Below are 24,491 nucleotides of genomic sequence, written 5' to 3'. Positions count from 1 at the left end.
GTCTCTAGCCTAGCTAGAGATTTTTACTTAGGAGATAGGATGGAAATATTAGATTTATACGATAGGTACAGGAGAAAAACTGGCAAGACCTACATTAGGGGCGATGTCATGCCCCCTAATACATATAGGCTCATTGTCCATGTCCTAATCTTTGGTAGGGACGGGAGATTGCTCATCCAACAAAGAAAGGCAGAAAAGTCCATGGGCGGCCTTTGGGATATAACTTGCGGTGGGGCTTGTCAAAGTGGTGAAAACACTGATCAGGCAGCAAGCCGTGAGCTTTATGAAGAGCTAGGCATAGCCTTCAATTTTAGGGGCTCAAGACCAATCCTTACAGCCAATTTTAAGTATGGCTTTGATGATTTTTATATGATTCACAAAAATGTAAGGCTAGAAGATTTAAGACTTCAAGAAGAAGAGGTGTGTGATGCAAGGTGGGCATCCTATGATGATGTAATTGACCTGATGAAGAGAGGGAAATTTGTAAAATACAAGAAATCTTTTATAGATTTGCTCTTTGACCTAGAAAAAGATAAGAGATTTATGGAAATATAAAAAAGCCCGGAAATCCGAGCCTTGTATCTATAGGGAATTAAGTTGATCAAGCATGTAGTCAGGGTCCATACCATGAACCATGCAAGCTTCTTCAAGAGATTCATATAAAGATGTTGGACATGCTATGCAGCCCATACCGCTCATCATAAGAACGTTGATAGCTTCTGGCTTTGCTTGAATTATATCGCCTATAATCATATCACGAGTGATAGTTACTTTGTTTGTTTCTTTTGTATTTTCGGTCATAAAAATTCCCCCTTTTATAGGAATATTTTACTACTTAAAATATAATAATCAAAGTAAATCACTAGGATATAGGAGAAAATATGGAAAAGTATGAATTGTTAGAAAAAAAGAAAGAAGAATTAAGAATATTACAAGAAAAAATCAACAAGGGACCACAAAATAGCTTTTTAAAGACCTTCCTAGGCCCACTTGGCCTAGCCTTTCTTGGCCTTAGCCTTGCGATTTTTTTAAAAATGACAGATGTGCAAAAAATTGGCATATTCATAATAATATTTATAATTAGCCTTAGTATTTATACCTTAAGGACTCAGAAGAAAAATGAAAGGGAAAAGAAAAGGCAAATAGCAGAAAGACTTGCCCTCCAAAAGGAGATAGTAAGCTTAAGTAGGGAGATAAAAAATGAGAATAATTAAATATAGCAAGTCTGAAGAAGCCCTAAATATAGCTACCCACATCCTAGGCTTCATCTTGAGTCTAATATTTTTTATACCAGTAGTTGTGGGAGCCTACCATGGCAAGGACTTGCTTGGATTTTTGGCCTGGCTAATTTATTTTATAGCCATAGCCATCATGTTTTTGGCATCGAGCCTCTACCATTCCATGACCAATCCCACAGCAAGGACCATCTTTAGGGCCATAGACCACGGGGTAATCTACCTGACAATAGCAGGGTCTTACACGCCGATAATCTTAATTGGCCTCAGGTCAAGCCTATCCATAGTCATCTTTGTTATAGTTTGGATTCTGGCCCTAGGAGGAATAGCTATGAACATCATAGCCTTCGCCACAGCTAAGGAAGATAAGATAAAAAAGCCATCCATGATCATCTATATGGCCATGGGTTGGATATCCTTAATCTTAATCTACCAAATTTATAAGTATATTGGCATGTCCTATATTTTATTTCTAGTAATAGGCGGCCTGTCTTATACCCTAGGGGCCATTTTCTATTCCATAAAGAAAATCCCCTACAATCATGCCATCTGGCATATTTTTATCCTTGTGGCAGCCTTTGTCATGTTTTATGGCAACTATAAATTTTTAGGATAATTGCAAGAAAATAGAAAGTAAGTATAATATTAGCAGTCGATTAAGAAGACTGCTAATTTTATTTGGAAAATGATTAGGAGGATTAGCAATGAGACAAGAATTTAAGGCAGAAGCCAAAAAAGTCATGGATTTAATGATCCATTCAATTTATACAAACAAGGAAATATTTTTAAGAGAGCTAATATCAAATGGATCAGATGCCCTCGATAAGCTTTATTTTGAAGACCTAAAGTCTGATACAACTACAGAAAAGGATGACTACTTTATAGAAATCATTCCAAATAAGGAAAAAAGAACCCTTACAATCAGGGACACAGGTATTGGCATGAATGAAGAGGACCTAACAAATAACCTCGGCACAATTGCCAAATCAGGTACAGAAGCCTTCAGAAATTCTGTAGAAAATGCTGATGCCAAAGACCTTATAGGACAATTTGGTGTAGGTTTTTATTCAGCCTTCATGGTTGCAGAAAAAATCGAAGTCCTATCCAAAAAGCACGGCCAAGACAAGGCATATTTATGGACAAGTGAAAATGCCGATGGCTTTGAAATAAAAGAAGCAAAGAAAGATGAGCCAGGCACAGAGATAACACTCTTCTTAAGAGAAAATACCGAAGATGAAAACTACGACATTTACCTAGACCAAAATACAATCAGGGGACTGGTCCGTAAATATTCAAACTATATCAGATATCCAATTAAGATGCTAGTAACTAAGATAAAAATCAAGGAAGGATCTCCAGAAGATAAGCCAGAATATGAAGATTACAAGGCCTATGACATCCTAAATTCAGATAAACCAATCTGGAAAAAGGATAAAAAAGACCTAAGTGATGATGATTACATCAATTTCTACCAGGAAAGCCACTACGGATTTGATAAGCCCCTAAGCTGGCTCCACTTCTCAGTTGAAGGCCTGGTCGAGTTTAGGGCCCTTCTTTATATACCAGAGAAGGCACCATTTGATTATTATTCCAAAGATAGGAAGACTGGACTAGAGCTTTACTCTCACGGAGTAAAAATCATGGATTCTTGCGATGAAATCCTAGATGATGCCTATTCCTTTGTAAAGGGAGTTGTAGAATCAGATGATCTTACCCTAAATATTTCAAGAGAAACCCTCCAACAAAACAGGCAGCTAAGAGTAATTTCTAAGCAAATCAATAAGAAAATTAATGCTCATCTCAAGGAAATGATGGAGAAAAATAGGGAGGATTACGAGAAATTCTACAAAGAATTTGGCAACTCAATCAAAGTTGCAATCTACGAATCCTTTGGGGCAAACAAGGAAGAACTCCAAGACCTCTTACTCTTTTACTCTAGAAAAGAAGATAAGCTAATAAGTCTAAGAGAATATAAGGAAAAGGCTCCATCAACTGCAGAATTTATCTACTATGGAACAGGAGAATCAATTGAGAAAATCAAAGCTTCCCCAGCTTTAAAACTAGTAGATGAAGATGTCGATGTCCTCTTATTAGATGAAAGATTAGACGAATTTTTAATCAAAATGCTAGAAGAATACGATGGCTTCAAATTTAAGTCCATATCAGCAGAAGATGAAAAAGATGAAGAAGACAAGGAAGATAGCGAGCTAATAAGCTTCATCAAAGAAGCTATGCCAGATGATGTGGTAGATGTAAATATCTCAGACAAGCTTGATGACATACCAGCCATCATCAAGCAAAGGGGAGAAGTCTCAATAGAGATGGAAAAGGCCCTCAAAGATCAACCAAACGCCTTTGGCATCAAGGCAGAAAAAGTCTTAGAAATCTCAAACAAAACCAAGGCCTACGACCTCTTAGAAAAAGCCTACAAGGATGACAAAGACAAGGCAAAAATGATAGCAAAAGTCTTATTAGACCAAGCCAGACTAATAGAAGGCCTAGAAATAGATGATCCAGTAGAATATGCGAAAAATATTTGGAAACTAATTTAATAAATAATTTTAAAGGAAAGTGCTGAAAAATGTGCTTTCCTTTTTCTTTACATAAAATTATCCTTGTGAGGGATTGGGTATATTTGGGGTATAAAAATATAAAAATGAGAGGGGGGCTATATACATGATTAAGTTTTTAGAACAAATAAGGTCTGTAGAAAAAGATATTCCAACTAGCAGGAAAATTATTAATACAATACTTATATTGTTTCTTGGTCTATCTTTAGGGACCTTTTCAAAGTATTTAGATTATAAGCAGGCTGACCTACCTGGCCTGCTTATGAATATAGACGAGGCCTTGGACCTTACTAATTTTCTAGGAGAATTATCAATTTGGTCCTTACTTGCCCTATGTATTTCAATTTATAGCAAGTCACCAGCAAGGGCAAGCTTTAATGTTTTTGTTTTTTTCCTTGCCATGGTTACAAGCTATTATCTCTATTCAAATTATGTTGCAGGATTTTTCCCCAAGACTTATGCCATGATTTGGTTTGCCCTTACCATCATATCTCCAGCCTTTGCCTATATTTCATGGTATGCAAAAGGCAAGGGTAGGTGGTCCTTTATTATAGCAAGCCTGATTTTAGGAGTTTTATTTATCATGACTTTTGCATTTGGCCAGTGGTATATAGACCTAGTATCAGTCTTAGACTTGTCAGTATTTATTATTGGCCTTATTGTCTTAAGAAGGGATTCGCTTAAAGATACTATCTCAATGGTCCTAATTAGTATTGGCCTTGCAATTATGATTAATAATTTTTTTCCTTTTGTTAGATGAAAATAATAATCATGGAGAATTTATATGGACAATTTTAAACGATACCAAGTAGAAAATTATAATAAAGATTTCATACATATAGGCCAAATAAAATGGGATAGTGAGGGGCTAAAGATTAACTTAGAAGCTCAAAAGAATTCTAGTAAAATTAGCTTGATTTTTGCTGATACAGTCTATCTTTATATGAATACTTTAGAATCCTACAAGCCAAGCTGGTGTATAGAGTCAGGAGAAGATTACTACCCATTTTATTATGCAGCAGATTCAGAATATATTAGTAAGTTAAGGGAGGAAGTAGATCATATTGAGGGTGATAAAATAATACACTTTGTAATAATTGGTGTAGATAATGTTGTCGATGTCTTAGCATCAGATTTTCCTAAAATTAATATAGGGTAAGATTCTTTAGATGAAATAGATAAGTTATTTAAGGATAAAAAAGAGGATTATCTTTTAAAAATTATAGAAACTTATTAGGAAGTTTTGTTACAAAGGCAAGCGGGAAGAAAAATTCTACTTGCCTTTTTTACTATAATTAACAATTGTTTTAAGGTATTATAATTGAAATCTTGTCACGGATATGATACAATATCCGTGACAAAGGAGGATTGTAATGAGTTCATATATGGAAATAATATCAGATAAAATAAATGATTTTGACTCACATAAAGTATTTTTTGCAAATGACTTTTTAGATATTGCATCTAATGCTACGGTTAGACAAATATTAAAAAGATTAGCAGATGAAGATAAAATTAAGCGTATCATTGATGGCTTTTATTACAATCCAAGATATAGTGAATTAATTGGAGAGTACGAAGCAGTATCAATTCACGAATTAGCACTTGCTATAGCAAGAAAATACAATTGGAATATTGCACCATATAATAGCACAGCCTTAAACTTATTAGGACTTTCAACACAAGTTCCAACTCACTATAAATATATATCTAGTGGCAGATATAAGGAATATAAAATTGGAGATACAATTTTAGAATTTAAAAAAGTAAATCCAGGAGAAATTGCTAATATGTCTTTGAAGACAGCGACTGTAATTCAAGCAATTAAATCTTTGGGTAAAAAAAATATAACTAACGAAGTTATACAAAAGATAAGAGAAAACTTAACGGAAAAAGAAAAAACGGGCTTAATGAACGAGTCAAAATCAGTGCCAGCATGGATATATGAAGTAATAAGAGAAATTTGTGAGGGTAAAAATGAATAAGTTTTATAGAGAAAACAAAGAAGACTTAAGAGTTTTATAGTCAATACTGCAAGAAAGAAAAATATATCTGAAGCAGTAATTGAAAAAGACTATTGGGTTACTTTTATCTTAGACTATCTATTTAATGAAAATAAATGGAAAGAATATTTTACTTTTAAAGGTGGCACATCACTTTCAAAGTGCTTTGGACTTATAGAAAGATTTTCTGAAGATATAGATCTAATCTTAGATTGGCGAGTATTGGGCTATGAAGAAAAAGAACCGTGGATAGAAAGATCGAATACCAAGCAAGATAAATTCAACAAAGAAGTTAATGAAAAGACAGAAGTATTTTTACGAGATGAATTTTTAAAATTTTTAAAACAAGATTTAAAGAACTTAGGTTTTGAATTTTCTATAGATAGTATAGATCCACAAACAATTCTCTGTAAATATCCTAAAATTTTTGAATCTAATTATTTGACACAAAATATAAGACTTGAAATAGGAAGCCTTGCAGCATGGACACCTGCAATTGGAGTTAAAATTTCACCAATAATTAGTGAAACATATCCAAATGTATTTAAAGAAAAAACTAATATAAGGACAGTATCAGCAGAGAGAACCTTTTGGGAAAAGGCAACTATACTTCATCATGAAGCAAATAGACCAGAATCTTCTCCTATGCCACATAGGTATGCAAGACACTTTTATGACCTATATAAAATAGCAAATTCAGATTTTAAAAACAAAGCCTTAGAGGATAAAGAGTTATTAAAGAAAGTGACTGAATTTAAAATGAAATTCTACCCTAGAAAGTGGGCAAGGTATAAAGATGCATTAAATGGTAGATTAAAGTTAGTTCCAAGAGAGTTTCGATTTTCTGAAATAGAAAAAGATTATAAGGCGATGTCAGAAATGATTTACGGAGAATATCCTAGCTTTAAACAAATAATAGTAGTTCTCAAACAACTAGAAATAGAAATTAATGAATAAAACTTCTGGTTCACTTCGAAACTCATAATTTTATATAAGCAAAAATGATAGGAAAGTTTTACTAGACCAAGCAAGACTAATAGAAAGCCTAGAAATAGATGATCCTGTGGAGTATGCAAAAAAATATTTGGAAACTTATTTAATAAATGATTTTAAAGGAAAGTGCGGGAAATGCGCTTTCCTTTTTCCTTGAAAAATTTTTCCTTATTAGGAATTGGGTGTTTTTTGGGTATAAAAAATAAAAGATATTTACCAACTGGAAGGAATTCATATGGACAATTTTAAGCGATACCAAGTAGAAAATTATAAGAAAGATTTCATACATATAGGCCAAATAAAATGGGATTTTGAGGGGCTAATGATTAACTTAGAAGCTCAAAAGAATCCTAGAAAGATTAGCCTAATTTTTGCTGATACAGTCTATTTTTATATGAATACTTTAGAATCCTACAAGCCAAGTTGGTGGATAGAGTCAGGAGAAGATTACTACCCATTTTATTATGCAGTAGATTCAGAATATATTAGTAAGTTAAGGGAGGAAGTAGATCATATTGAGGATGATAAAATAATACACTTTGTAATAATTGGTGTTGACAATGTTGTAGATGTTTTAACAAATGCTTTTCCTAAAATTAATATAGGATAAGATTTTTCAAAATTTTAGTTGATTCTTGCCTGTTAAGATTAGAGTTTTTAATAAATCAAAGGAGGAAAGATTATGAAAGGTGGTTTTAGAATTTTTTTTGCTATAATGATTTTATTTTCATTAACAGGATGTAAAGGAAAAGCAGATGGAGATATTACAATCGACAAAGGTGATTCAGCTAAATTTAGCGAAGAAGAAATAGATTCTGCAATTAAAGTAGTAAAGGATAATTTTTCATTCCCGGGCTCAAAATTAAAAGCAGTTTTCTACGATGAAGGTAAATCTGAAGATGAGATTAAAGCCTTTATGGAATATGGAAAGGGCAAGGGCTCTGATATAGATCCAAATAATATTATCGTACTATTTTCAGAATTTGATGTAATCGGAAAAAATCCTGTATTAAGCAAGGGAGAGTACAAGGATTACAGCTGGACCTTAGTTCGAGTAGGCAAAGATAGGGAATGGAAGATAGAAGATCAAGGTTATTAAAATGTAAAAGTGAGCCGAAAAGCTATCGAGTAGAAAATATGACCTATCACATATTGACGAGCAAATAAACTTAGGAAGTTTAGATCATATCGCCTATGAGTTTGAGATTAGTGGCAGTGACTACGAAGGATTTGTCCTAAATTTAAAAAACATGACCTGCCCTGGTGGAGTTTATTATTCAGTAATTATAGAAGAAGATGGGGAAATAATTTATAACGTAAGCTTTGATTCAGATTCTATATTAAAGCTTGAGGCACAAAAGGGAAGTGCTTATATTGTCACTGTTTGTAATGAGTCTAACAAAAATTTATCGGGAGAAGTAAGGATAGATTCTTATGCAAGATAAGGAGAAACTTATGAAGTCCAAAAAAAAGATATTTCGGATATTATTTGCAATTTTTCTTATGATAAATTTAAGCTTGTATGGTGTGTTTGGGGAATATAAGCCATTAGCTATAACAAATGGATTTATCCAAGTTATTATTTTAGACAAAGAATATTACGAGATTCAAGAATATCCTAAAATTATGATTGCTAATAAAGATACGAATTTGCTTGCTTACATGAAAGATAAGGGTCGGAAATATGTAGAAACTAGTGACGAAAATAAGTTAGTGATGGAAAATATCCATGAATTTAAATATAAAGATCTTATTCAATATGTGGAAGTTACAGACCATAAAAATTATTATATTTGGAAATGGAGAGAATAAGATTATTGATATTGGAGTTAAACAAAATTATATGAGGAGGTAAGAAGTGAAAAGAAGATTTACTCTATTAATAGCAATGATAATGCTATTAAGTACAATTACAACAAATGTTTTTGCTTCATCAGCAAATAATAACTCAGAAGTCAGCCCTAAAGAATGGCAAGAGTGGTTTAATGGTCTAAGTAAAGAGGAACAATTAGCAGTTAATTATGTTCCTGCATCGTTGCAACAACTTAGTTTTACAGATAGAGATATTGAGTGGCTAAACTGGTATAATTCACTTTCAAAAGAAGAACAATTAGCAGTTAATTATGTTCCTGAATCGGTGCAGCAAATTAGTTTTACAGATGAAGATATTGAATGGTTAAAATGGTATGGTTCTCTTTCAGAAGAAGAAAAGTTGGCAGTTAATTATGCTCCAAGTCAAGTTTTAAAAGTATTAAGTGATATAAATGTACCGAAGGCACCATCAGATAGTTTAAGCTCAAAAGAAGATAAGAACAAAAAAGCTAACAAACCAGCTAAGAAAGCAGGCAACAACGCTAAAACAGGTATCACTGGTATAGCTGGGGTAGCTGGAATCCTTGTGGCAGCATCAATTGCTTACGGAGTAAGTAAAAGAGACTAATTAATAACTTGGATAGTAAAATTAAGCTAGATACTTTTAAATGATTTTAATTTCTAAATTAACCTAGAGAGAATAGAGATTGTAAAATACGGAAGAAGACCCTTCTGGTACTTATAAGCTTTATCCTTGCCCTTACCCTTTCTTTATGTGCCTTTGCCAATGTGATCGACCTAAGCTAAGATAGAGTTGACGTCCAAGGCGTAGAGGAAAATAATTTTGAGGTTAGTAATGGTGATAGGGTGCAAACAATAAGTAATGTGTAGAGAGGAAATAAATTTATGAAAAAGAAGGTTGTTTTTTCAATAATTATGCTGATAATGGCAGCAACAATGGGAAATTTATTCGAATCAACATCAAAGAACGACTCTGAAATACACAAGGACAAATGGAAGGAGTTTGAATATATTGATAAAGAATATAATCTTGAAAGCTTTCAAAAAGATTTGTTAGAGTTAAAACCTGGCTTGAGTAGCGATGAAGTTAAAGAATACACCCAGGATTATATTGATGCATATAATATGTTTAAAGATATGTATCCTGAGATTTCTAGTAAAGAAATCGCTAAAAAGGCAAGCTCTAGCTTATTAAATAAATTGGATTATTTGGTTGATGATAATGAGTATTATAAAAGTAAAAATGGCAAAGCCTCTTATGAACCAGATGGATATGAGCTAGTGGTTAACTATATTAATGAAAACTTAAATCCAGGATATGAAGCGACACTAGACACAACTGAAAAGAATATTGAAATCTTAAAGAAAAATCTTGATAAAATGAATAAATCGGATAAAGACTTGGCTCTGCTATATATTGAGGATATGGAATTAGAGGATAAATTAAATGCTTACAAATAAAAAGAAGATTTTGATCTCCTTATCCAAGGATCAACTTCAAGAAGTGATCAAGGGTATGCGAAACTTGCAAAGGATATAAAGGAAATATATGAAAAAATTATTGATAAGTAGTTTTTCATATATAAGAAATTTTGGAGGTGAAATTTATGAATTATTCTAAGTCTTGGAGTTTTAAGAAGCTTTTAGGAATTTTCCTTTGGGCATTTTTGGTTTCTAGCGTATTTTTACTAGCAAGTTGTGATAAAGAGCCTGTATTAGAAAAGAAAGAGGATATAGAATTTCCGGTCGATGATAAGGGATATCCGAAAAATAATGTTGTGATGATTAATAACAAAGCTTATCCTATAGATCTTGTAGGAGAATCACATATGGGTTCTGAAATAGAAGTTAAAATGGATCAAGATAGGGATATTGTTGAGATTGTTCTTCCTCAACGTCTTCCTATTAACTATTGGTCCCTTGATGAAAAAGAATATATGGATTTAATTTCATATAGTATGGTTGATTTTCCAATAAAAGATGAGGATATGGTGGAGGGCCCATCAGCAGCTGTACAAAAATTTGGAATCAGTGTTCCAAGAGATGAAAGGACCGAAATTTTACTAAAGTGGTCAAATGTAGATGAAATAGGAAAGTTATTTAAGGATAAAAAAGAGGATTATCTTTTAAAAATTATAGTAACTTATTAGGAAGTTTTGTTACAAAGGGGCTGGTTCTTAGCATCTTTTACTTTGTAAGAATTTGAAAAAAATAGGTAAATTTCACCATAAACCAGTATAATAATATAAAAAGAAATACAGGGGACTGAGGTCTCCTTTTATTGGGAGGAAATATGGAATATAAAAGAACTAATGCTTGGCTTGCTATGGATAAGGCTGACCTTGCTAAGTTAGAAGCTATGTCTAAGGATTATCTAGACTTTATGGATAAGTCTAAGACTGAGAGAATGGCTGTTAAGGAGATTGTTAAAAGAGCTGAGGCAGCTGGTTTTAGAAATCTTGATGACTTAATCGCAAATAATGACCTTAAGGCAGGATCTAAGGCCTATGTTATAAATAGAAATAAGGCTGTGGCTATGTTTGTGCTTGGTAAGGAAGATTTGGAAAAGGGCATGACTATTGTGGGTGCCCATCTTGATAGCCCAAGGCTTGACCTTAAGCCAGTTCCACTTTTTGAAAAAAGTCATGCCGCTTACCTTAAGACCCACTATTATGGAGGTATTAAGAAATATCACTGGACAAATATTCCCCTAAGTCTAGTGGGAGTTGCCTTTACTAAGGATGGTAAAAAGGTTGATATTTCAATAGGAGAAAGGGATGATGAGCCGGTATTTTTCATCTCTGAGCTTCTAATCCACCTTTCAGCCGACCTTAACCAAAAAAAGGCTGGTGAGGTTATAGAAGGTGAGCAGCTTAATATCATGGTTGGCTCAATTCCACTTAAGGATGAGAAGGAAAATCCTATCAAGAAAAATGTCCTTAAGATTTTAAATGAAAAATATGGGATTGAAGAGGAAGATTTCCTTACAGCTGAGCTAAATGTAATACCTGCTACAAAGGCTCGTGAAGTAGGCCTTGATAGGTCAATGATTATGGCCTATGGCCACGATGATAAGGTATGCTCTTATGCAGCCCTTAAGGCAATCCTAGAAGTAGAAAATCCAGCAAAGACCCTAGTTGGACTTTTTGTAGATAAGGAAGAAATAGGATCTGTTGGTGCAACAGGCATGACCAGCCAATTTTTTGAAGACATGACCCTTGAAATCCTAAATGCCTTTGGCAAGGGAAATATTGTTAGCTTAAAGAGAGCACTTAGAAATTCTAAGGTCCTTTCAGCAGATGTAACCTTAGCAGAAGATGCAAACTTCCTAGAGGCTACAGAAGAGATGAATACAGCCAAGCTTGGCCATGGGGTATGCTTAACCAAGTATACTGGCAGCCGTGGCAAGGGTGGCTCAAATGATGCGGACAGCGAATATCTAGCTGAAGTAAGGACTGCCTTTTCTAAAGAATCAGCTATTTGGCAAACAGGTGAGCTTGGTAAAATCGACCAAGGAGGTGGTGGAACAATCGCTTATATCCTTGCAGAATACGGAATGAGTGTAGTTGATTGCGGTACACCAGTGGTATCTATGCATGCTCCTTTAGAAGTTATTTCAAAGGCAGATTTATATCAGACTTTTAAAGCATATCTTGCCTTTTACAAACATATCTAAAATATTGATAACTACCCATTTAATCAGCTATAAAAACTTTACGAAAAATATTTGACAATACTTTTAGCAGGTGTATAATATATATTTTTTGACAAATACGTCCCTCTAGGGTATAATGATACAAGTATCAAACGGAAGGATGATTAAATGGCACAAAGATCAGTTCACGATATTAGAAAAGAAGTTGAAAGTTCGGTAGGTAAGGAAGTAATTCTCAAAGCCGATATGGGCAGGAAGAGAGTTAAAACTAAGACAGGTGTCATAGTAGATGCATTTCCAAGTGTATTTACAGTAAAGGTCAATAATGACTTTGATGTGGAAAGAACAGTGTCATACACTTATTCTGACATTCTCACATCTACAGTAAAATTGACTCCAAATAAATAAAAATAGGGGATGAGCTTGACTTGTCCCTATTTTTTTGCTAATTTTTAAGTCTTTCCGACAAATTCTAAAGGAGTTCTATGAAATACGCAGACTTACACATGCATACATCTTATTCGGATGGTGATTACGATATAGAAGAAGTAATAAAAATGATGGCTGAGGCAGGCTTTAAAAAAATTGCCATAACAGACCACGACAGGTGCGACCATTATGATAAAATTAAGCCCCTTGGCAAGGCGTATGACCTTGAAACTATAAAGGGGATAGAAATATCAGCCTATGACTATGAAGTGGGTAAAAAAGTCCATATAGTAGGTCTTTTCTTGCCAAATTCAACGCCTAATATTAAAAAACTTAATGACCACACAAATAAGCTCAGAGAAGCCTGTCACATCGAGCTTTTGCCTGAACTTGCGAAAAAGGGATTTGAAGTAGACTATGATTTTGTCAAAAAATTTGCCCCAAATTCCATAATCTATAAGTCAGACATATTTTGGGCCCTAAAGGCAAAGTATCCAGAAAAGATGGAAGGCCTAGGCTTTAAGGATATTTTTAATGAAAAAACTACAGATGACCTGGCTAGGAAAATGGGCTATATACCGGTAAAAGATGCCATTTCTGCTATAAATGCCGATGGGGGCTTATCTATCCTTGCTCATCCTCAAGAATATGACAATTGGGATGAGATTGGAAAATATGCAGGCTTTGGCTTAAGAGGAATGGAAATTAACCACTCTAGGATGAAGGGAGATGATTTTGAAAGGGCTAGGGAAATTGCAAAAAAATTTGACTTTATCATGTCAGGTGGGTCTGATTTTCATAGGCTGGGTCGATTTGAATTAGGCCAATATGGACTAAGTCAGGAAGAATTTGAGAAATTAGAGAAAGGATTTAAAGATGAATATATTTATTGATATTGCAAACTTTATGTGGGCCAATGTAATTGGCTATGTGCTTTTGGGGGTGGGCCTTTATTATTCAATAAGGCTGGGATTTCCCCAATTTCGCTATGCCAAGGATATCTTCCATGTCATAAAGAAAAACCTAAAATCTGATTCCAATGTATCAGGTTTTGCAGCCCTTGCAACAGCTGTAGGTGGCCAGGTTGGAACAGGATCTCTAGTAGGAGTTGCCACAGCCCTTGTAGCAGGAGGACCAGGAGCTATTTTTTGGATGTGGATTACAGCCCTACTTGGCATGATAATCACTTTTGCAGAAACAGTTCTAGGACAAATTTACAGGGTGAAATTATCTGACGGGACCTTCAGGGGAGGACCTGCTTATTATGTAAGGTTTGGCCTAAAATCAAAAGTTATGTCAGTAATAACTGCATTTTTCTACATAATAGGAGTTGGTCTTTGCATAGCCTTTATGCAGACAAACTCAATCGCCCAAGCACTTACAGGAGTATCAAATATCAACCCAATCTATGTTGGAATCGTTGTTACAATAATAGCGGCAATCGTCACAATTGGCGGTGTAAAAAGGCTAACAGATATTTCTAGTAAGATAGTGCCTGTAATGGCAGGCCTTTATATACTTGCAGTACTTGTTATATTTGTTACAAATATAGGCAAAGTGCCAGCAATGTTTTCTGACATTTTTAAGGGCGCTTTTGGACTAAAACAAGCCTTCGCTGGCCTTGGTGGCTATACAATCATGCAAACCTTTAGGTACGGGGTTGCAAGGGGCTTATTTTCAAACGATGCTGGTAATGGTATAGCAGGTATCATGCATGCTTCAGCAGATGTTAAACATCCTGCAGAGCAAGGATTTTTGGGCATGTTTGGAACCTTTGTCACAACAATCATAATTTGTACCCTTACAGCCTTTGCCATCATGCTTACAGGAGTTTTAGGCAATGGAAATGACGGCATAGTCCTAGTCCAAGATGCCTTCCAATCACAACTTGGCAACCTTGGTCGTTGGATGATATTCTTTGCCATGCTAATGTTTGGTTTTACAACCCTAATAGCAGACTTATTCTATGGCGAAACCAATGTCCTCCTCATATTTAAGGAAAATAATAAAATCCCACTTTGGATTTATAGGCTAATAGCCTTTGCCATGTTTATAATATCAACCACCTTAGACCTTGAAGTAGTTTGGGGCATTATAGATGTCTTTGTTGGGATAATCGTATTTATCAATGTAATCAGCTTATTCCTGCTTTTTAAGAAGGTAAAAGAAGTAATGGATGATTATGAAAGACAAAAAAGAAATGGAATCGAAGACCCTCTTTGGGAAAGAGAAGAAGAATATAAATTGTAGAATTTAAAAATCCGGATGAGATCATAAGATCAAATCCGGATTTTTTTATCTTTCTTGGATAATTTCTATCCTGTAACCATCAGGGTCTTCTACAAAGAAATATTTATTAGAATCTGGCCTAAGGCCCCTTACTTCTGTCACTTCGTAGCCTTTAGCCATCAAATCTTCCCTTAGAGAGATAATATCTGGGTGGGAAATTGCAATGTGGCCATAGCCTGTACCTAAGTCATAAGGCTCTTCTTGGTCGTAATTGTAGGTTAATTCTAATTCAAATTCTGGTGAATCAGGAAGAATTAGATAAACTAGGTCAAATTTCTTTTCAGGAAATTCCTTTCTTCTAGATTCAACAAAATTTAATTCTTCAGTATAAAACTTAAAGGACTTATCTAGGTCCTTGACTCTAATCATTGTGTGTAAAAATTTCATAGATCCTCCTTGTTCTATATATAACCCAAAAGGGTAAATCTTACACTTCTAAAATATTATTAAAGTAGTATTTTTAATTATTTTTAATAAAATTAAACTTGACTTTAATATTATTTAGGTTTATAATGGTATTAACAAAGGAGGATGCCATGGGAAATGATAAGAGAGAATGGATAGAAAATCTCGATGATAGCGAAATTGACTTTATCAAGAGATTTATCCTAGAATCGGGATCCTTAAAGGAAATGGCAAAAATCTACGGTGTATCCTATCCGACAGTCAGGCTTAGGCTTGATAGGCTAATTCAAAAAATAAAACTAGCAGACCAAAGAGAAGAAAATTCTTATATTGCCCTAATTAAAAAGCTAGCCATAGATGAGAAGATAAGCCTAGATGCGGCTAAAATTTTGATTGAAGAATACAAAAAAGAAGGAGAAGAGAGATGAGATTAGCAGTAAATACTATAATATTTCTAGGATTGTTTCTTATAATTTTGCCCCTAATAATTCAAATTATAGTTTGTAAAAATACCAAAGGAAAATGGGGCCTTATAATACCTATCTTATCTTTTTTAAATGTAACTTTGTGGTTGATAGGCCAGATGTCTTTTGATGCAGTTGGTAGTGAGAAAAATACAATACCAACTTTCATAGGAGCAATTCTTATAGGTAATATCCCAACAATGATTCACTATTTGGTTTATATTTACTACAAAAATAAGAAAAAACAAAAAGATGAACTAGACAAGATGGAAATAATGGATATGTAAAAAAAACAGAGCTGAGGTTGACCTTAGCTCTGTTTTTGAATTTTTATTGGATTTTAATTACTCTATAGTTTTGTATTTTCGGATAGTTTCGAATTATTTATTTTCAAGCTCAAGATATAAGATTTCATCAGATTCGTGAATGATTTTAAATCCCAAATCCTCATGGATTTTTAAAGCAGCTGCACGTTCTTTTTCAAAATCATTGTGAAGGACCCTTATAGAATCAAAGGAAAAAGCCTTCTTGATTAAAAGTTTTAGTCCTAATTTTCCATATCCTTGACCCCTAAATTCGTTTTTAATCACAACTCCTATATCCCTTGTATAAGGGTTAAGCTTTGAAGGATGAAAATTAACATCTCCTACAAAGGCTTTTAGATTTTTGTCATAAATATAGGCGTAAAAATATTCTCCTGGATTAGTAAAATAAAGGTCATACCATTTTTTCCGATAGGTATCATCATGGCTGATAGTGCCAGTTTCCTTATCATAGCCAGGAAAATCCAAATCATAGCCCTTGTTGTAGGCCATGGTGGCAGGATCTTTTAGGAGATTTTTGGCAAAGTCTAATTCCTTTTCTTTTGGGATGTATAAGTTGATATTTTTCATTTTTTATTCTCACCTACAAAAAGCAGGTGGTTAGTTGCACCGAGCGTTTCTGGGTCCTTGCAGTGGCTTAGGTGCCAGTCTAGGTAATTTTTGAAGGATTCTTCAGTCATTTCCTCAAGCTTATTACTCAAAACTTCTGCATAACCATCGCTTGCTATTATTTCTTTTATTTTTATATCCGCTTCTTCAATCATTTTTTTAGCTTCATTGACCTTAAAAAATACAAAGGGCCTATCAATTAACCTTTGTTTTTCACTATCATAGCTAGGTCCTGAAAAAATATCTGTATTGAAGTTTATAGTTTCGCTAATTAAAACCATATCGTGGTTTATAAAGGAAATTAAGATGTGGCCATCATCCTTGCAGACTCTTTTGGCTTGATTTAAGACATCCTTCCTGTCTTTTTCGTTAGAGAGATGATACATAGGACCAAAGATTAGAACTAGGTCAAAATAATTATCTTCCAAGTCTTTAAGGTCAAAAGATGACTTGTTGTAAGACCTAATATTTGGAAATTCCTTAGCCTTCGCCTCCAAGGCCTTAAAATTTGAACTTGCTGGCTCAAAAGCAACAACTTCTTTAATTTTAGTAGCAAGGGGGATAGTATAAACACCTGTTCCAGCCCCTATGTCAAGGGCCCTGGAATCTTTATTAATTAATTTATCAATTTCCCTTTGGGTAGTAATTTTCTCAACCAGGCCAGTCCTTGATTTAAGGCGGGCTTCCTCGTCAAAAAGCTTATAGAGCTCTTCGTTTCTTTCTAAATCATCATCTATTTTAATAATATTTTCCATGTCCATGAAATTCTCCTTTATGTAAATATACCTTAAAATAAATAAGATGTGGCAGAAGTTATTGAACTTGAAAAAACCTTGTTATAAAAAAACATCCGAGAATCAATTCCTCGGATGTTTGCTATTTGGTGGAGAATAGGGGACTTGAACCCCTGACCTCTTGGCTGCCAGCCAAGCGCTCTCCCAACTGAGCTAATTCCCCAAATATAAATTTATTATACCACAGAAGAAATTTAAAAGCCACCCAGATGGATGGCTTTTTGACTTAGTGAAATTACTATTAGTTATTTCCTTTGTCTTTTGATTCTGTTGCTTCTTCTACTTTTTCTTCAGCTGCATCTTTAGCTGCATCTTTTGCTTCATCTTCAGCTTTGTCAGCATCTTCTTGAGCATCTTTTGCTTCTTCTACTTTTTCTTCAGCTTTTTCTTCTGCTGGAGCTTCTGTTTTAGTAGTTGTTTCTGTTGGTTCTTCAGCTTTCTTGTCTGCTGAGTTTCCACATGCTGTTAGCACTAAAGATAGAGCTAGTAGTGATAGTAATTTTTTCATTTGTACCCTCCTAAATTTTCTTGTGTACCCATTCTCCTTTGTTGAATCTGTATCTTAAACTTACAAACCTTGATGCTTGGTCAGATAGGATACCAATCCAGATACCAGCTAGTCCTAAGTTTAGTATGTTAACACAGATAAGAGTTACTATTGATCTGATCAATGTAACAGATACTAGTGCAACTCCTAAGGTATATTTTACATCACCTGCGGCTCTTAAGCAACCCCCATAGATAATTTGTGATATTTGTATGAGGTTGATAAATATCAAGAACCTTGAAATTTCAACACCCATGTCGAGTAAATGTTCTTTATTAAAAAATATAGAAAATATGCTTCTTCCGAAAAATATCAATATTGCTGATATTATTATAGATGCTAAAAAGCCTATTTGCTGGCAGGTTTTGCCGTATTTTTTAGCTTCTTCTTTAAGGCCTGCACCGAGGGCATTTCCTGTTAGGGCTATGGCTGCTACTTGCATACCATCTCCTAGGGAAAATGACACGGATAGGAAGTTCATTCCAACATTGTGGGCCGCAAAGGCATCTGTTCCTAGTTTTGCAGCTGTGATTGCTGTTACTAAGAATCCCACCCTGGCTGATACGTTTTCTATGAAGATATTTACTGCTAGGTTTTTGATTTCTTTTGCAATTTCTAGTGAAAATTTAAATTTAGTTTTTATTATTTGGCTTAAGCTCATATAAGAAGTTTTTGAAAGTAGACTTATTATACACATTATTGATGCTACTACTGTACCTAAAACTGTGGCAAGGGCTGCACCGGCTACTCCCATTTTTGGAAATCCAAATTTACCATTTATGAGTAGGAAGTTAAATCCAATATTTACAAAAGATGATACAAGATTTGAAAAGAAGGCTATCCTTGTATTGCCACATCCCCTGTGGGCAGCATTTATTAGCATTGATAGGCAGTTAAAGAACATTCCCACCATGGTTATGATGTAATACTGGTAGGCTAGGTCGTGGGTATCTGCATTTGATCCGGCAAATTTAAGAATTGGATCAGCCAGAGGGATCATGATTAGATCTACCACTATTACAAAAAATATCATAATATAAAGCGCTGTTGTAAGGGTTTCATTTGCCTTAAATCTCTTACCTTCTCCTTGCCTACGGGCTACAAGTGCCGATACAGATGCATTTATGGAGAAGAAAACCGATAAGGCTATAAATTTTGGCTGGGTAACAAGTCCTATCGCTGATATGGCTGATGGGCCCATGCTTGATACCATGAAGGTATCTATCATACCTGCTATGGAAATAAATAAAAACTCAAGAACAGCTGGCCAGGCTATTTCAAGAGATTTTTTGAAATAGGCTTTATCTGCTATTTGCATTTTCCTATCCCTTTATAAGTGTGAGGTATTTTTCAATATTTACCTCGCTTGCACCAGGTTTATCTTTATCATTGGCCCTTAAAATTTTGATTATATCCTGGCAAGTCTTATCAATTGCAGCTTCTGAGTCATAATTTTTCAATTTATAGCCTATGAAAAGTCCATCGAACAAATCTCCAGACCCACCGACCTTGAGGTCTTGCTTGTCAAAATAGATTGTGAATTCATTTTTGCCATAGACTTTGACACAATCCTTATCTTCATCCTTACTAGAAGTTATAATCAATTCTTTCTTATTATCTTTAAAAGAATCTATATCAAGGTCTAAAAACTTTGCTTCTGTTTCATTTGGAATTACAATGTCAGCCAGGTCTATAAGGGACTTGTAATTTTCAATCTTTCCATCATCAAGACCTGGATAGAGGCTGCCATCATCACCCATTATTGGGTCTAGGATTATTGTTGTTTCATAGTCTAGATTTTCTAAAAAATCTCTTATTAGATTTCTTTGTTCAACATCATCGATATAGCCTATAAAGATTGTATCAAACTTAAAACCAAGTCTTGTCCAATTATTTAGGCAATCTTTAATGTAGCTATTTGTATTTAAAAATGCATTTCCGCCTAGGGAAAAGTTATTTGCAATCATTGCTGTTGGTAACAAAAAAACTTCCACATCCATGTAAGCTAAGACTGATGCCATAAGTCGTGCAGCAATCTTGCCCTTGGATACGAAGTCATTTAAAATTAAAACATTCTTCATTTAAACTCCTTATTCTCCTTATATATATCTTATGAACTTTAATTATATTGTCAAATATAAGAGAAAAATAAGTGGATTTGGGTATAATTACCATATGAACGAGAAGAAAAAATTATTGCTTAAAAAAGTTAAAGAAAATAAGTATGTCAAGAAGACTAAAAAGGGGATGGGCAGCCTTATATTCTCAAGAACTGGTCTTTTTGCCTTCTTGATAATCAGCCAGATTTTTATAATTTATGGACTTTATAGGCACTTTGCTATTGATGAATACTGGTTATTGGGAGGTTCTTCTGTTATTTCCTTTGTAATGATGATAATAATCCTGAATTTGGATGAAATGAATCCTTACATGAAGCTATCATGGTCACTATTTATCTTTGTGGCACCTCCCTTTGCCTTAGTTGCATTTTTAATGGCTCACTTTAGAATAGGCTACAGGAGGATACATAGGAGGGTATTAGAAATTGAGGCAGATGCAAGCAAAAATCACCACCAGGCAATGACTAAGGAAGCTGTTGAAAATATTGAAGATAAGAGGTTTATAAACCTAACTTCCTACCTTAAAAACACTGGGGGATTTCCTGTATACAATCAGACAAGGTCAGAGTATTATAAACTTGGTGATGACATGTTTAAGGCTATGATCAAGGATATTAGAAAGGCTGAAAGCTTTATCTTTATGGAGTTTTTCATCTTAGATTATGGCTATATGCGGGGAACTATTCTTGAAGAATTGGTTAAAAAAGTCAACCAAGGAGTCGAGGTAAGGCTTCTAATAGATGGGTCAAATCTCATTACTAGGCTTCACAGCGACTTTGAAAGGGAGATGGAAGACTTTGGTATCAAATTCAGGGTCTTTTCCAAGATGTATCCAATTATCTCAACCTACCTAAATAACAGGGACCACAGGAAGGTCATGGTTGTTGATGGCAAGTGGGGTTATACTGGTGGAATCAACCTTGCCGATGAATATATAAATAGGTATGAAAGGTTCGGCCATTGGAAGGATTGCGGTCTTAGGCTAGAAGGTCTGGGAGTAGACGCCCTTACCAATTTATTTTTGACCATGTGGAATGCAGCAAATCCTGAGACTGTAGTTGAAGATTATAACAAGTATTTAGTAGCCAAGCCTAGCAAAGACCACGATGGCTATTATGTGGCCTTTTCTGACAATCCAACTGACGATGAGAGGCTTTGCCAAAATATTTTCCTTGATATGGTAAATAATGCTAGAGACTATGTCTATGCCATGACTCCATACTTTATAGTAGATAATGAGATTATATCTGCCCTTCAAGCTGCGGCTAAAAAGGGGTTAGATGTGAGAATTTGTATACCTCACATACCGGATAAAAAAGTTGCCTTTAACCTTGCCAAGACTCATTTTGCGGAACTTATTAAGTATGGAGTTAAGATTTATGAATATACTCCAGGCTTTGTTCATTCAAAAACTTGGCTTGCTGATGGCAAGATTGGTATGGTTGGTACAATAAACCTTGACTATAGGGCCCTTTACCAAAACTTTGAATGCGGAGTCTTAATTTATAAATCCAAGTCCCTTGAGACTATAAAAGAAGACTTTGATGAGTTTTTCCAAGTTAGTCAACTTGTCACAGAAGAAGAAGTAAAAAATATGAAATTAAGAACAAAGCTAGCAGGTGCACTCCTAAAGCCATTTGCTCCTTTGATGTGAGTCCTAAGCCCAGTCTTAGGGCTTTTTTTCTTGACAATTATTAAGAAAGTCTATATAATTATTATATGATGTATGGCATATAACCAAACAATAAGGAGTTAAGATGTTTAAGCTAGATACTAGCTCTGACAGTCCTCTTTATATGCAAATAGTTGATCAGACAAAGATAGCTATAGCAAGTGGTATCTTTAGGAATGGCGATAAGTTTCCGTCAGTAAGAGACTTATCAAAAGAACTTTTGATCAACCAAACCACCGTATCCAAGGCGTTTAAGGAGCTGGCAAGTCAGGGAATCATTGAAAGTAAGCCAGGAGTAGGCACAATTATCAAGCTAGATGACAAAAAGATTAATCTAGAAAAGGAAGACTTTTTAAGGAAATTAGAAGAAGATATGTCCCAGGCGATTTTTTTGCAGGTGACTAAGGAAGAGATTATATCCCTTTATGAGAAAGTAAGAGGTGAGATAGATGATTTTTAAGGTTTCTAATATCACAAAGGCCTTTGGCAAAAACAAGGTCCTGGAAGATGTAAGCTTTGACCTAAAGCCAGGCACGATTACAGGCATAGTAGGCAGAAATGGGTCAGGCAAGACAACCCTCCTTAAAATCCTCTGCGGTATTTATAGGGCAGATTCTGGGAAATTTAGCCTGGATGGGAAAGAACTTACAGATGACCCAAAGCTAATTTCTCACATAGGATTTTTGCCAGATAGGTTTGACTACTTTTCTTTTTATAAGGCAAAGGATGTGCCAGATTTTTATAAGATAATTTATGAAAAATTTGATAGCGACTATTTCTTTTGCCAACTTAACAAAAACGAAATAGATCCTAATCAAACGATTAGAAACTTCTCCAAAGGTCAGAAAAATCTCCTAGGCCTAATTACAATTTTGGCAAGTGGGGCTGATATAATCCTTGTCGATGAAGTCCTTGATGGGATGGATGTCCTAAATAAAAAGCTAATCCTATCTTATTTATTAGATGCTAAGGAAGCTGGTAGGACAGTTCTTGCTTCAAGCCACGAGCTAGATTATCTGGCAGGAATTTGTGAAGAAATCCTCTACCTATCAAAGGATGGCAAGCTTAAAAACACAAGCCAAGACACTAAAAACATCAGAAAGGTCCAAGTAGTAGTCAAGGACAAACTCCCACAGACCCTGGCAGATAGTTCTGTGATAATATCATCCCTTGGCAGGGTCAAGGTAATTTTGATCAAGGCTGATGATAAGCTCTTAAGCGAATACCTATCAGATGATCAGATTGTCCAATACGATATCCTAGGTCTAAATATAGAAGACTACTTCTACATGGAAGCAGGAGGAAAAATATGAGAGATTTTAAGAAACTATTAAAAATATCCTGGAAAAGATATGCTATTTGGCTTATCCTTTTAGGATTTTTCCTAACTCTTTCAAATGTCCTTGGAGTAAAACAAAATATAGATTGGAATAAGAGAAGACTTTATTCTAGCATCATAGAGATTGAAAGGTACATGAATAAGGAAAGTGTCCACCTTGATGATCAGAAATTCGATGAAAAATATCTGGAAGATAGCAAAAAACTTGCTGAAGAATTTGCCAAAAAATACAAGCTTTCTAGAGACATGGATAGGAAGTTAAGTGAAGATGAATATGAAAAGATGGATAAAAATGGAATACTTGATAAGTATTATGCCTACGACGATTTTGTAAATATCGTAGAAGCATATAAGGATAATAAATTCCAGGCCGTAGATAATCTAACAATTACTATGAGCTTTACTATAGCTTTTATTTTCATCCTAGCCATGGCACTGACATCAATAGAAGAATCCCTAAACTATTACGACTTTACAAGGATGCTTCCTTGGTCAAAGAAAAAGGAATTTGTCATGAAGATAGGCATTTGCCTAGTCTTTGGTCTTGGCCTATTTATCATAAATTCTGTCATAGTTTGCGGACTTGTAAAAAGCTCAGTCTTTTCTGAAATTGCTAGCTTTGAAGGATTTGGGACTTTCATTTTAAAATCAATCCTATCTCTTATATCTGCTAGTATAGTTGGCGTTTCCCTAGGACTCCTTGCAGGAAATTTCTTAGGCCATATGGGACTTTCAGTAATTGCCATAGGCTTTATAGAATGGTTTAAGTTTATAGTACTCTCCTTTATGGCAGTATTTGGTGAAGGCCTTGCAAGTAGGGCAAATGATAGCTTTTATGCCTTTAAAAAGACTCTAAGCCCAGCCGGTCAAGTCTTTCTATCCTTAATTAATGTTAACTTTGAAAAGACATCATCCGTGTGGGCAGGTTTAGTTGTAGCCTTAATAATAGGGGTAGCCTCCTATTTTCTAATAGGCAAGTCATCTGCAGAAAGATCAGGCTACATGGTTAAGAATAAGGTGATTTCAAATATTTGCAAGTGGTCTGGCATCCTAAGCCTCACATCATTAATTTTTATGATAACAACAGGCATATTAAGCACTGATGTAACAAATATTTTTATAAATATCATAGCCTACGGCCTATCCCTCTTGATATCTTACAAGTTATTTGATATCCTATTTAAGATAAGACTTAAATTTTAGGAGTGAAT

The 24,491-nt window shown here is 34.6% G+C and carries 30 protein-coding genes, 1 tRNA gene and 1 pseudogene; 24 read left to right on the top strand and 8 right to left on the bottom strand.

Going from position 1 to position 24,491, the window contains the following annotated elements; all coding sequences use genetic code 11:
* Positions 1–39 precede the first annotated feature (39 nt).
* A complete protein-coding gene (locus tag RRB46_RS02335; protein ID WP_311537328.1) occupies positions 40–555 on the top strand; it encodes an NUDIX domain-containing protein in 516 nt (171 codons plus the stop codon).
* A 27-nt stretch (positions 556–582) separates the two neighbouring features.
* Here the strand turns inward: RRB46_RS02335 and RRB46_RS02330 are convergent, their stop codons facing one another.
* Complete coding sequence (locus RRB46_RS02330; RefSeq protein WP_106461732.1) at positions 583–801, bottom strand: DUF1858 domain-containing protein; 219 nt, start codon at positions 799–801, stop codon at positions 583–585.
* 80 nt (positions 802–881) lie between these two features.
* Between RRB46_RS02330 and RRB46_RS02325 the strand changes: the two genes are divergently transcribed.
* The 17 genes and pseudogenes from RRB46_RS02325 (at position 882) to RRB46_RS02245 (ending at position 14,968) form a co-directional block, all read left to right on the top strand.
* On the top strand, positions 882–1,214 hold the full coding sequence (locus tag RRB46_RS02325) for a hypothetical protein (RefSeq protein WP_296127270.1): 333 nt from the start codon (positions 882–884) through the stop codon (positions 1,212–1,214).
* Positions 1,201–1,851, top strand: a complete 651-nt coding sequence (locus RRB46_RS02320) for a hemolysin III family protein (protein WP_311537327.1) — start codon at positions 1,201–1,203, stop codon at positions 1,849–1,851. Before RRB46_RS02325 ends, RRB46_RS02320 begins: the two co-directional genes overlap by 14 nt.
* 88 nt (positions 1,852–1,939) lie before the next feature.
* Complete coding sequence (gene htpG / locus RRB46_RS02315) at positions 1,940–3,787, top strand: molecular chaperone HtpG (protein WP_311537326.1); 1,848 nt, start codon at positions 1,940–1,942, stop codon at positions 3,785–3,787.
* 124 nt (positions 3,788–3,911) lie between these two features.
* On the top strand, positions 3,912–4,565 hold the full coding sequence (locus RRB46_RS02310) for a hypothetical protein (RefSeq protein ID WP_311537325.1): 654 nt from the start codon (positions 3,912–3,914) through the stop codon (positions 4,563–4,565).
* Positions 4,566–4,589: 24 nt separating this feature from the next.
* A complete protein-coding gene (locus tag RRB46_RS02305) occupies positions 4,590–4,964 on the top strand; it encodes a hypothetical protein (protein WP_311537324.1) in 375 nt (124 codons plus the stop codon).
* 214 nt (positions 4,965–5,178) lie between these two features.
* Positions 5,179–5,790 (top strand): DUF6088 family protein, encoded by a 612-nt coding sequence (locus RRB46_RS02300; RefSeq protein WP_311537323.1) that lies wholly within the window; start codon positions 5,179–5,181, stop codon positions 5,788–5,790.
* Positions 5,783–6,765 (top strand): annotated as a pseudogene (locus tag RRB46_RS02295) (nucleotidyl transferase AbiEii/AbiGii toxin family protein). The gene RRB46_RS02300 and the pseudogene RRB46_RS02295 overlap by 8 nt, the downstream one beginning before the upstream one ends.
* A gap of 271 nt (positions 6,766–7,036) precedes the next feature.
* Positions 7,037–7,411 carry a hypothetical protein gene (locus RRB46_RS02290; protein ID WP_311537322.1) on the top strand — a complete coding sequence of 125 codons (375 nt, stop codon included), beginning with the start codon at positions 7,037–7,039 and terminating at the stop codon, positions 7,409–7,411.
* A 72-nt stretch (positions 7,412–7,483) separates the two neighbouring features.
* Positions 7,484–7,900 carry a DUF4829 domain-containing protein gene (locus tag RRB46_RS02285; RefSeq protein WP_311537321.1) on the top strand — a complete coding sequence of 139 codons (417 nt, stop codon included), beginning with the start codon at positions 7,484–7,486 and terminating at the stop codon, positions 7,898–7,900.
* A gap of 356 nt (positions 7,901–8,256) precedes the next feature.
* Positions 8,257–8,613 carry a hypothetical protein gene (locus RRB46_RS02280; protein WP_311537320.1) on the top strand — a complete coding sequence of 119 codons (357 nt, stop codon included), beginning with the start codon at positions 8,257–8,259 and terminating at the stop codon, positions 8,611–8,613.
* Positions 8,614–8,659: 46 nt separating this feature from the next.
* On the top strand, positions 8,660–9,241 hold the full coding sequence (locus RRB46_RS02275; RefSeq protein WP_311537319.1) for a hypothetical protein: 582 nt from the start codon (positions 8,660–8,662) through the stop codon (positions 9,239–9,241).
* Between the two features lie 278 nt (positions 9,242–9,519).
* Positions 9,520–10,095, top strand: coding sequence for a hypothetical protein (locus tag RRB46_RS02270; protein ID WP_311537318.1), 576 nt, complete (start codon positions 9,520–9,522; stop codon positions 10,093–10,095).
* 146 nt (positions 10,096–10,241) lie between these two features.
* Positions 10,242–10,784, top strand: a complete 543-nt coding sequence (locus RRB46_RS02265; protein ID WP_311537317.1) for a hypothetical protein — start codon at positions 10,242–10,244, stop codon at positions 10,782–10,784.
* A 143-nt stretch (positions 10,785–10,927) separates the two neighbouring features.
* Positions 10,928–12,310 (top strand): aminopeptidase, encoded by a 1,383-nt coding sequence (locus tag RRB46_RS02260; RefSeq protein ID WP_311537316.1) that lies wholly within the window; start codon positions 10,928–10,930, stop codon positions 12,308–12,310.
* A 147-nt stretch (positions 12,311–12,457) separates the two neighbouring features.
* Complete coding sequence (locus RRB46_RS02255; protein WP_106461749.1) at positions 12,458–12,697, top strand: Veg family protein; 240 nt, start codon at positions 12,458–12,460, stop codon at positions 12,695–12,697.
* 77 nt (positions 12,698–12,774) lie between these two features.
* Positions 12,775–13,611, top strand: a complete 837-nt coding sequence (locus tag RRB46_RS02250; RefSeq protein ID WP_311537315.1) for a PHP domain-containing protein — start codon at positions 12,775–12,777, stop codon at positions 13,609–13,611.
* Complete coding sequence (locus RRB46_RS02245) at positions 13,595–14,968, top strand: sodium:alanine symporter family protein (protein ID WP_311537314.1); 1,374 nt, start codon at positions 13,595–13,597, stop codon at positions 14,966–14,968. Before RRB46_RS02250 ends, RRB46_RS02245 begins: the two co-directional genes overlap by 17 nt.
* A 45-nt stretch (positions 14,969–15,013) precedes the next feature.
* Here RRB46_RS02245 and RRB46_RS02240 read toward each other — a convergent pair whose 3' ends face one another.
* Complete coding sequence (locus tag RRB46_RS02240; protein ID WP_311537313.1) at positions 15,014–15,394, bottom strand: VOC family protein; 381 nt, start codon at positions 15,392–15,394, stop codon at positions 15,014–15,016.
* A gap of 149 nt (positions 15,395–15,543) precedes the next feature.
* Between RRB46_RS02240 and RRB46_RS02235 the strand changes: the two genes are divergently transcribed.
* Positions 15,544–15,840: a DUF2089 family protein gene (locus RRB46_RS02235; RefSeq protein WP_297687750.1), complete on the top strand. Its 297-nt coding sequence runs from the start codon at positions 15,544–15,546 to the stop codon at positions 15,838–15,840.
* Positions 15,837–16,163: a hypothetical protein gene (locus RRB46_RS02230; RefSeq protein ID WP_296127243.1), complete on the top strand. Its 327-nt coding sequence runs from the start codon at positions 15,837–15,839 to the stop codon at positions 16,161–16,163. Before RRB46_RS02235 ends, RRB46_RS02230 begins: the two co-directional genes overlap by 4 nt.
* 93 nt (positions 16,164–16,256) lie before the next feature.
* On the opposite strand, the gene RRB46_RS02225 is transcribed toward RRB46_RS02230, so the two are convergent.
* From RRB46_RS02225 to RRB46_RS02200, 6 genes are all read right to left on the bottom strand, one after another.
* Positions 16,257–16,769 carry a GNAT family N-acetyltransferase gene (locus RRB46_RS02225; RefSeq protein ID WP_311537312.1) on the bottom strand — a complete coding sequence of 171 codons (513 nt, stop codon included), beginning with the start codon at positions 16,767–16,769 and terminating at the stop codon, positions 16,257–16,259.
* On the bottom strand, positions 16,766–17,569 hold the full coding sequence (locus tag RRB46_RS02220; RefSeq protein WP_296127240.1) for a bifunctional 2-polyprenyl-6-hydroxyphenol methylase/3-demethylubiquinol 3-O-methyltransferase UbiG: 804 nt from the start codon (positions 17,567–17,569) through the stop codon (positions 16,766–16,768). The genes RRB46_RS02225 and RRB46_RS02220 overlap by 4 nt, the downstream gene beginning before the upstream one ends.
* Before the next feature lie 120 nt (positions 17,570–17,689).
* Positions 17,690–17,765 (bottom strand) — tRNA-Ala (locus RRB46_RS02215).
* Positions 17,766–17,843: 78 nt separating this feature from the next.
* On the bottom strand, positions 17,844–18,110 hold the full coding sequence (locus tag RRB46_RS02210) for a hypothetical protein (RefSeq protein WP_296127238.1): 267 nt from the start codon (positions 18,108–18,110) through the stop codon (positions 17,844–17,846).
* A 10-nt stretch (positions 18,111–18,120) separates the two neighbouring features.
* A complete protein-coding gene (locus RRB46_RS02205) occupies positions 18,121–19,461 on the bottom strand; it encodes an MATE family efflux transporter (protein ID WP_399529817.1) in 1,341 nt (446 codons plus the stop codon).
* Between the two features lie 10 nt (positions 19,462–19,471).
* On the bottom strand, positions 19,472–20,230 hold the full coding sequence (locus tag RRB46_RS02200) for a bifunctional hydroxymethylpyrimidine kinase/phosphomethylpyrimidine kinase (RefSeq protein WP_311537310.1): 759 nt from the start codon (positions 20,228–20,230) through the stop codon (positions 19,472–19,474).
* A gap of 94 nt (positions 20,231–20,324) precedes the next feature.
* Between RRB46_RS02200 and cls the strand changes: the two genes are divergently transcribed.
* From cls to RRB46_RS02180, 4 genes are all read left to right on the top strand, one after another.
* Positions 20,325–21,923 (top strand): cardiolipin synthase, encoded by a 1,599-nt coding sequence (gene cls / locus RRB46_RS02195; RefSeq protein ID WP_311537309.1) that lies wholly within the window; start codon positions 20,325–20,327, stop codon positions 21,921–21,923.
* A 103-nt stretch (positions 21,924–22,026) separates the two neighbouring features.
* Positions 22,027–22,401 (top strand): GntR family transcriptional regulator, encoded by a 375-nt coding sequence (locus RRB46_RS02190; protein ID WP_296127230.1) that lies wholly within the window; start codon positions 22,027–22,029, stop codon positions 22,399–22,401.
* A complete protein-coding gene (locus tag RRB46_RS02185; RefSeq protein WP_296127228.1) occupies positions 22,391–23,254 on the top strand; it encodes an ABC transporter ATP-binding protein in 864 nt (287 codons plus the stop codon). Before RRB46_RS02190 ends, RRB46_RS02185 begins: the two co-directional genes overlap by 11 nt.
* Positions 23,251–24,483 (top strand): hypothetical protein, encoded by a 1,233-nt coding sequence (locus RRB46_RS02180; RefSeq protein ID WP_296127226.1) that lies wholly within the window; start codon positions 23,251–23,253, stop codon positions 24,481–24,483. The genes RRB46_RS02185 and RRB46_RS02180 overlap by 4 nt, the downstream gene beginning before the upstream one ends.
* Positions 24,484–24,491: the final 8 nt, after the last annotated feature.

The organism is uncultured Anaerococcus sp. (assembly GCF_963512375.1).
Classification (GTDB): Bacteria; Bacillota; Clostridia; order Tissierellales; family Peptoniphilaceae; genus Anaerococcus.
Note: the sequence above shows the minus strand (reverse complement) of the source record. Positions and strands in the feature narration are given on the sequence as shown.